Origin of the sequence: Rothia sp. HMSC076D04 (assembly GCF_001814645.1) — a bacterium.
Classification (GTDB): domain Bacteria; phylum Actinomycetota; class Actinomycetes; order Actinomycetales; family Micrococcaceae; genus Rothia; species Rothia mucilaginosa.
Genome location: NZ_KV817365.1, coordinates 476087 through 484335, shown reverse-complemented (window position 1 = coordinate 484335; position 8249 = coordinate 476087). Strand labels below are relative to the sequence as shown.

Sequence of the window (8249 nt, the reverse complement as noted above, 5' to 3'; positions counted from 1 at the left end):
TGTTTATGCTGGCACTCCATACGATTTGGCGCTTCTGCCTTTCTAACATAGTTTCCCTTTCCGTCCGGGGTTTTGGGCGGCATAACCGAATATAGAACATATTTTTTACAACACCACCCACTACACAACCACCGATGGTTCACCGGCAACTTTCCATACACCCCCATGTACCCGGTGAACCGACCACGAGCTAAGGACAACGATGAGCCAGCCGAACTTCCCGCCCGCCCGACTCTTTGACGCTTTCGCCAAGCCCGCCTCCACAGAACAGCCCGCGAAGAAGGGCCTGCTTGGCAAGCTGGGCCTGGGCGAGTCCTCCGAGGAGGACAACTACACGACCGTCATGCTGGTCGGTTTCAACTCCGCGAAGGAACCCCCGGGCAACGGCGAGGACGCCCTCGACGTGATTCACCGCGCATTCGACCCGTGCGATGAGAGCCCCGGCTTCGACATGGACGACTTCTACGACTATGCTTCCGTCGCCCCGCAGCTGCAGAACAGCGACGACTCCGAATCCACGGTTCTGGTGTGGCCCAAGATGTTCTACAACATGGTCACCATCCCGGAGCGTCGCCTGCGCCTGCTCGTGGTGACCGGCCCCGCTCCCAGCCTGTGCCTGCGGCGGTTCATGACCCGCTTCTTCAAGTACGTGAAGAAGCTCCACGTGGACCACGCGATCTTCGTTGAGACCTTTGAGGATCAGGTGGCGCACACCCGCCCGTACCCGTACACGCTGACCACTCACGACGAGAAGCTGGCGGCAATCCCCGGTATTCTGCACGAGTATTTCACCGGTTCTACCTCGGTGACGATGGCAATGTCTGCGCTCGCTGCCGAGCACGGCCTGTCTTCCTCGGTCATGTTGCGTATGAGCATCCCGGGGTATCTAAGTTTTGACCAGCAGAACCCGCGCGCGGTCGTGAGCCTGATCGAGGCGCTGGAGGTCATCCTCGGCATTAAGGTCGAGTCGGAGGAGTACGACCGCCTGCGCGCCCACGCTGGTGAGTGGGAGGCGGAGCTCGCCGAAGAAATGGCGAAGGACTACGAGAAGGTTGAGCTGGTGCGTGAGATTGAGCAGAAGATGGATTCGACTCTGCGCACTGTCTCCGGTGAGGTGATTGCCGAGGATATTGAGGGCTACCTGGATTCCCTCAGCGGCGCCTCCGAGGGCGTAAACCCTGCCGATGATGGTGCGGATTCTGCGGAGGATTCTTCGGAACGCTAGGTCCGTTCGCACATATGGCGCGGGTATGGGAAAATGATAGGTAACTATGCCCATACCCGCAGCCAGCATCTCGAAAGGATGATGTGATTGGCACCCATGTCGAAGAACCCGCCCGTTCCGGCGGCGACCGACCCCGCGATTATTCGCAACTTCTGCATTATCGCCCACATTGACCACGGTAAGTCCACCCTCGCAGACCGTATGCTGCAGGCCACCGGCGTGGTTGCCCCGCGCGATATGAAGGCGCAGTACCTGGACCGCATGGACATTGAACGTGAACGCGGTATCACCATTAAGTCCCAGGCTGTGCGCATGCCCTGGGACGTTGACGGCACCTCCTACGCGCTGAATATGATTGACACCCCCGGCCACGTGGACTTCACCTATGAGGTGTCCCGCTCCCTGGCTGCGTGTGAGGGTGCGCTTCTGCTCGTGGACGCCGCCCAGGGTATTGAGGCTCAGACCCTGGCGAACCTGTACCTGGCGATGGAGAACGACCTGACCATCATCCCGGTGCTGAACAAGATTGACCTTCCCGCGGCTCAGCCGGATAAGTACGCTGAGGAGCTGGCGAACCTGATTGGTTGCGAGCCGGACGAGGTTCTGCGCGTATCGGGTAAGACCGGTGAGGGCGTTGAGGCTCTGCTGGACCGTATTGTGGAGGCGATTCCCGCCCCGCAGGGTGACGCATCCGCCCCGGCCCGTGCCATGATTTTTGACTCGGTGTACGACTCGTACCGCGGCGTGGTCACCTACGTGCGTGTTGTGGACGGTAGCCTGCAGCCGCGTCAGAAGATTAAGATGATGTCCACCGGCGCTGAGCATGACCTGCTCGAAATCGGCGTGATTTCCCCTGAGCCTGTGCCCTCGAAGGGCCTGGGCGTGGGCGAGGTGGGCTACCTCATTACCGGTGTGAAGGACGTGCGTCAGTCGCGTGTGGGTGATACCGTCACTTCCGCCGCGAAGCCTGCGCAGGAGTCCCTGGGCGGTTACGAGGACCCCAAGCCGATGGTGTTCTCCGGCCTGTTCCCGATTGACGGTTCGGACTACCCGGCGCTGCGTGACGCACTGGATAAGCTGAAGCTCAACGACGCCGCGCTGATTTACGAGCCGGAGACTTCTGCCGCTCTGGGCTTCGGTTTCCGCTGTGGCTTCTTGGGTCTGCTGCACCTGGAGATTGTGCGTGAGCGTCTGGAACGCGAGTTCAACCTGGACCTGATTTCGACCGCACCGAACGTTATTTACGACGTGGTGGACGAGGCCGGCAACGCTAAGCGCGTGACCAACCCGAGCGAATTCCCCGAGGGTAAGGTCGCGACGATTCGCGAGCCCATGGTGGCGTGTACGATTATTGCCCCGAGCGAGTACATTGGCGCAATCATGGAGCTGTGCCAGGCTCGCCGCGGCCAGATTGGCGGCATGGATTACCTCTCCGAGGATCGTGTGGAGATGCGTTACCGCCTGCCCCTGGCGGAGATCGTGTTCGACTTCTTCGATCAGTTGAAGTCCCGTACCCGCGGTTATGCGTCGCTGGACTGGAAGTTCGACGGTGAGGAAGAGGCTGACCTGGTGAAGGTCGACATCCTGCTGCAGGGTGAGAAGGTGGATGCGTTCAGCGCCATTACTCACCGCGATAAGGCGTACTCGTACGGCCTGATGATGACTTCTAAGCTGCGTGAGCTGATTCCTCGCCAGCAGTTTGAGGTGCCGATTCAGGCGGCTATCGGTTCGCGTATTATTGCCCGCGAGAATATTCGCGCGATGCGTAAGGACGTTCTTTCGAAGTGTTACGGTGGCGATATTTCGCGTAAGCGTAAGCTGCTGGAGAAGCAGAAGGAAGGCAAGAAGCGCATGAAGATGGTTGGTCGTGTGGAGGTTCCTCAGGAAGCCTTCATTGCGGCACTGTCTTCGAGCGAGGAGAAGGAAAAGAAGAAGTAGCCTTTCGCTGCTGTAGCTTTTCCGGCTGTGTGCTGACCTGTTGATTGTGGAGAACCCGGCTGGTGCCTCGTGTACCGCCGGGTTCTCTGCACGCTGTCTGTTGATGCCGCCCGCCATATTATTGATTCACGACCCGTACACCTAGTTCCAGGAGGCAGAATGCCCGCCCAGCCCACCGGCGCCCCCGCACCCCGCGACGGGCGCATCCCCGCCACCAGCGCGGCAGGATGCGAAACCCGCGACTTCAGCCTCTACGTACACATCCCCTTCTGCTCCGTACGCTGCGGCTACTGCGACTTCAACACCTACGCCACCGAAGACTTCGGCGACGGCATCGGCCTCGGCACCTACGCCGACGACGCCATCGCAGAAATCCTCTTCGCAGCCCGCACCCTCGAAGCCTCCGGCGTCGCAAAACGCCCCATGCACACCGTCTTCTTCGGAGGCGGCACCCCCACCAAACTACCCGCCCGTGACCTCGTACGCATCCTGCAGGCAGCCATCGACGTATTCGGCCTCGTCGAAGGTGCAGAAGTCACTACTGAAGCGAACCCCGACTCCGTCACCCGCGAAGACCTGCAAACCCTCAAGGACGGCGGCTTCACCCGCGTATCCTTCGGCATGCAGTCCGTCGTCCCCGAGGTGCTACAGGTACTCGACCGCACCCACACGCCCTCCAACGTGCCGAAGGTCGTCGCCTGGGCTAAGGAGGTCGGCCTGCAGGTGTCTGTGGACTTGATTTACGGTTCGCCGGGGGAGAGCCTGCAGCAGTGGGAGCGCAGTGTTCGCGCCGCGATCTCCTACGAGCCGGACCATATTTCCGCGTACTCGCTGATTGTGGAGGACGGCACCAAGCTTGCCGCGCAGATCCGCCGCGGCGAATACACCATGCCCGACGAGGACCTCATGGCGGACATGTACCTGCTCGCCGAGGAGCTGCTCACCGAAGCCGGCTACAACTGGTACGAGGTGTCCAACTACTCGCGTAGCGAGGACACCCGCAGCGACCACAACCTTGCCTACTGGCGCAACCAGGACTGGTGGGGCATCGGCCCCGGCGCACACTCGCACGTGAACGGTACCCGCTGGTGGAACGTGAAGCACCCGGTGCCCTACGCGCAGAAGGTGCGTGCGGGGGAGTCCCCGGCGGCGGCACGTGAGGTGCTGGACACCGCCACTCGTGCTTTTGAGACGATTATGCTCATGATCCGTGTGCGTGAGGGCTTGGCGATGTGCGAGCTGCTCGCGGTGCACGATGAGGCGCAGCTGGGCGCCTCGTTGCGCTGGCTAGTTTCTCAAGCTCTGATTGAGCCTGATGCTTTGAATTCTCAAGCTGAACCTGACCCTGAAGCTCACGTGCGACTGACCCTCAAGGGCCGCCTTCTGGGCGACGCTGTGACCCGTGAGCTGCTCCCGGAGGTCTCAGAAGAGCACGAGGAACACTAAGAAGCATTGGTCTGACAAGGGGCTTTTCAATCGGGGCGGCGTTCCGGTTCTGGTCTGTCGCATCTCCACTTGATGCTTTTCTCTAACACTGCCTGCGAATGGCGTGCGCCCCGGTATTGCCGTAATATTTCGGTGATTTCGGGGCGTTTTTGCAGGTCTCAAAAAACTTTTAAAAAAATTTTTCGGGGCTGTTTGGAGGGACTTTGGGGGAGCATCACACCTTACACCGGTGTGCTAATTGTTCGCATTTGTGCTGGACTAGCCGAAAGAATTTTCCACTCCTTCATGCCGCTTTTGGGATGCGTATTTTTCGATTATTTTCCTTAGAAAAAATTCTCCAAAACACCCAATTTCAAGTTGTGGTTGAAGGTTACGCTGTGCCATAATAGGTCATGGCAGGACGGTATATGTCTAACAGCGTGTTCTCGTCTTTGCTGAAGTTGAGTGAATACGGTTGTGGGCTCCTGGTAACAGGGGCCCACGATCGTTTAACAACGATTATCTACAGCACCATTTGGTAGAGTTTGCAGTAATTCACGCGCACTAAGCAAAGAAGCTCCACTTAAACGTAGAACGCCCCGCACACAACGTGCGGGGCGTTCATCGTAAAAGCCATCAGCGCGGTTTAGGACCGGCAGTTCTTAGGACTCTGCGGATTCTGCGTTCTCGGTGGAGTAGAAGCGGTCCAGCAGGCGCGGGTTCATACGGTAGCTGTACGGCTCACCGCGATTCACCTCAATACCGGCACGCAGCGACGCAATAGCCATGAACAGCCACACGAGCGCACCCAGAACCATGGCAATGTTGCCCATGCCGGGCAGGAACGACACAACCCACAGCGCCACCAGAGCAATGGAGGGCAGGAGGGTGAAGTTCATTGCCTCGCGAGCCTCCTGCTCAGCAAAGGGCGCGTTATTGCGGCTGACGTAGAAAACCGCAGCGGAGGGGATGATGCCGAGAATGCCGCCGAAATGCGCGAAAGTCGCACGGTTGCGGTCCTGAATCACGCTAATCTTACGGGTTTTCTGAGGCCCAGTTGCCGGGCGAACATCGTTAGTCACGAAAATCCTGGTTCGATAGAAGTTTCTTGTGGTGATCACCTAAGCCGGTGGATATACCCTCCGAAGAGGCAAATCGTTTGAGCGGTGGTGACCCAGAGTGTAGTGATGTTGCGGCAAAACCCACAGGGGCAATGCCACACGCTCAACTATTGTACCGCTTTAGGGAACAAAACCCACAGGATAATGCCCTCGGGGGAAAGGCTCTGAGCAAACTCACACCTGCGCCCGCAGACGGGGGCGCAATAGTGGGTTTCGGGTGCGGCTAGGCACCCGGCTCGGTGAGAAAATCAATAAGCGATTCGACCGGGCCGAGCAGCGTCGGATCCAGGTCAGCGTAGGAGTCAACGCGGGAGAGAATATGCTTCCACGCCTGCGCCACATCCGCCTGCGTTTCGTGCGGCTGACCCAGACGACGTAGCGTGCCCTTCTTGAAGTCCTCACCGCGCGGCACCTGCGGCCACGCCTTCAAACCCAGCACCGAGGGCTTGACCGCCTGCCAAATATCGATGAACGGGTGGCCCACGATCTTCACGTGCCCGGCGGCACCCGGCACAGCCAGAGCCTCCGCAACAATGCGCTGCTCCTTCGTGCCCTCAATCAGGTGGTCGACCAGAATACCCAGGCGGCGGCCCGGGCCCGGCGCGAACTCACGAATAGCACCGGCGAGATCATCCACGCCGTGCAGCGGCTCCACAACAATGCCCTCAACGCGCAGATCGTGGCCCCAGACCTTCTCCACGAGCTCGGCGTCGTGCAGACCCTCAACCCAGATGCGGGAGGCGCGCGCCACCCGAGCCGGGGCGTTCTTCACCGCAATAGAACCGGAACGAGAAATCGTGCGCTTAGGCTCCTTCGCAGCCACCGGGGCGACAATCTCAACGGGCTCACCCTCAATCAGGTAGCCCGGACCCAACGGGAAATTCTTTACGCGACCCTTCGCGTCCTCGAGTCCGAAGAAGAGAGCACCGCCGATGCGTTCAGCCTTCACGACCTCACCCACCCAGCCGTTAATATCCTCAATCAGCAGGCCGCGGCGCAGCGGCACCTTACGCGGGGGCGGCGCCTGGCGGCTCATGCGGGCGGCGTTTAGGTCCTGGGCACCCCAACCGTAGGGGGAGTGGTGGGTACTCAACGTATTCTCCTTTGGGGCGGTAGGGGCAGCAGAGCCAGTAGGGGCGGTGACAGCGCCGGAACTATAAGACAGAACAATCAGACGGAACCGTGAGACAGAACCGGCGGGGAACTAAAACGGGGTTCGGGGCGCACCGCAGATTAAGCGGATAGCGGGAGCGACCCCCTTTCAGCCTAGCCATTGTATCGGGTCGGGGGTAGTATCCCCTAGAATTGATACGACCATTGTTGGCGGTGCACTCATCGAGCACCGCCATCGTCTCGAGAGGAAGGAAACGCATGAGCCACTACGATACTCTCGGCGTATCGAACGACGCCAGCCCCGAAGAGATCAAGAAGGCGTACCGAAAGAAGGCACGCCAGCTGCACCCGGACGTGAACCCCTCCGAGGACGCAGCCGAAGAGTTCAAGCGCGTCACCCTCGCCTACGAGGTGCTCTCCGACCCCGAAAAGCGCCGCAACTATGACACCACCGGCGACGAACAGGGCCGCGCAGGCTACCCCGGAGGCGGCGGCTACCCGGGTGGCGGATTCAGCGGCTTCGGCGGTTTCGAGGACCTGCTGAACATGTTCACCGGCGGCGCGGCAGGTGCCCGCGGCCCCGCATCCCGCATGCGTCAGGGCCAGGACGACCTGATTACCGTCTCCATCAGCCTGCAGGATGCCGTGTTCGGTGTTGAGAAGACCATTGAGCGTCGCTCCGCTGTGACCTGTAAATCCTGTAACGGCGAAGGCACCGCAGAGGGTACCCAGCCCGAAACCTGCACCACCTGCTCCGGTCACGGTTTCATGCAGCGCCGCGTGCAGTCCATCCTCGGTACCGTCATGCAGCAGGTTGAATGCCCCGACTGCCACGGCTACGGCACCGTCATCAAGATCCCCTGCCCTGAATGTCACGGTCAGGGCCGAGTACGTGAAGACGTGCCGCTGACCTTCAACGTTCCCGCCGGCGTGCACGACCAGGCGCGTATCCGCCTGCGCGGCAAGGGCGAGGCAGGCCTGTACGGTGGCCCCAACGGCGACCTGTACATTGACCTGAACGTCAAGCGCGACAAGTACTTCAGCCGCGAGGGCGACAATCTGGTTACCACCGTGAACATCCCCATGGTTGCGGCGGCACTGGGCACCACCATCCCGCTGAAGACCTTCGACGGCGACCAGGAAGTTGCGATCCCCGCAGGCACTCAGAGCGGTGACGTGATCACCCTCAACGGCCTGGGCGCAACCGTGCTCGGCACCGAGCGTCGCGGCGACCTGCTGGTGCGTATCCAGGTGGTCACCCCCACCGACATGACCGAAGAACAGCGTGAACTGCTGCGCCAGTTCGCCGCCCTGCGCGGTGAATCCCTCACCGAGGGTTCGCAGGTCAAGCACCGCGGCGGTCTCTTCTCCCGCCTGAAGGACCAGTTTAAGTAGGATTCCTACACCAAGCTGAGGATGCGGCGGGT

The 8249-nt window shown here is 60.5% G+C and carries 6 protein-coding genes; 4 read left to right on the top strand and 2 right to left on the bottom strand.

Going from position 1 to position 8249, the window contains the following annotated elements; all coding sequences use genetic code 11:
* The first annotated feature begins 202 nt into the window (after window positions 1–202).
* The 3 genes from HMPREF2980_RS04280 to hemW all read left to right on the top strand — a co-directional run bounded on the left by HMPREF2980_RS04280 (window position 203) and on the right by hemW (window position 4609).
* Complete coding sequence (locus HMPREF2980_RS04280; protein WP_070690320.1) at window positions 203–1225, top strand: PAC2 family protein; 1023 nt, start codon at window positions 203–205, stop codon at window positions 1223–1225.
* Window positions 1226–1321: 96 nt separating this feature from the next.
* Window positions 1322–3163: a translation elongation factor 4 gene (gene lepA, locus HMPREF2980_RS04275; RefSeq protein WP_371260001.1), complete on the top strand. Its 1842-nt coding sequence runs from the start codon at window positions 1322–1324 to the stop codon at window positions 3161–3163.
* 159 nt (window positions 3164–3322) lie between these two features.
* The gene (gene hemW / locus HMPREF2980_RS04270) at window positions 3323–4609 is read left to right on the top strand and encodes a radical SAM family heme chaperone HemW (protein ID WP_070690318.1); all 1287 of its coding nucleotides are present in this window, start codon (window positions 3323–3325) and stop codon (window positions 4607–4609) included.
* Window positions 4610–5250: 641 nt separating this feature from the next.
* Here hemW and HMPREF2980_RS04265 read toward each other — a convergent pair.
* Window positions 5251–5670, bottom strand: a complete 420-nt coding sequence (locus HMPREF2980_RS04265; protein WP_005508694.1) for a DUF4870 domain-containing protein — start codon at window positions 5668–5670, stop codon at window positions 5251–5253.
* Between the two features lie 262 nt (window positions 5671–5932).
* Complete coding sequence (locus HMPREF2980_RS04260; protein ID WP_070690316.1) at window positions 5933–6802, bottom strand: DUF3097 domain-containing protein; 870 nt, start codon at window positions 6800–6802, stop codon at window positions 5933–5935.
* Window positions 6803–7080: 278 nt separating this feature from the next.
* Here HMPREF2980_RS04260 and dnaJ point away from each other — a divergent pair, with 278 nt between their 5' ends.
* On the top strand, window positions 7081–8217 hold the full coding sequence (dnaJ, locus tag HMPREF2980_RS04255; RefSeq protein ID WP_070690314.1) for a molecular chaperone DnaJ: 1137 nt from the start codon (window positions 7081–7083) through the stop codon (window positions 8215–8217).
* Window positions 8218–8249 lie beyond the last annotated feature (32 nt).

Excerpts from the sequence above, each read along its gene's own strand:
- hemW (WP_070690318.1), top strand. The coding sequence starts at position 3,323 with ATGCCCGCCCAGCCCACCGGCGCCCCCGCACCCCGCGACGGGCGCATC.
- dnaJ (WP_070690314.1), top strand. The coding sequence starts at position 7,081 with ATGAGCCACTACGATACTCTCGGCGTATCGAACGACGCCAGCCCCGAA.
- HMPREF2980_RS04280 (WP_070690320.1), top strand. The coding sequence starts at position 203 with ATGAGCCAGCCGAACTTCCCGCCCGCCCGACTCTTTGACGCTTTCGCC.
- lepA (WP_371260001.1), top strand. The coding sequence starts at position 1,322 with ATGTCGAAGAACCCGCCCGTTCCGGCGGCGACCGACCCCGCGATTATT.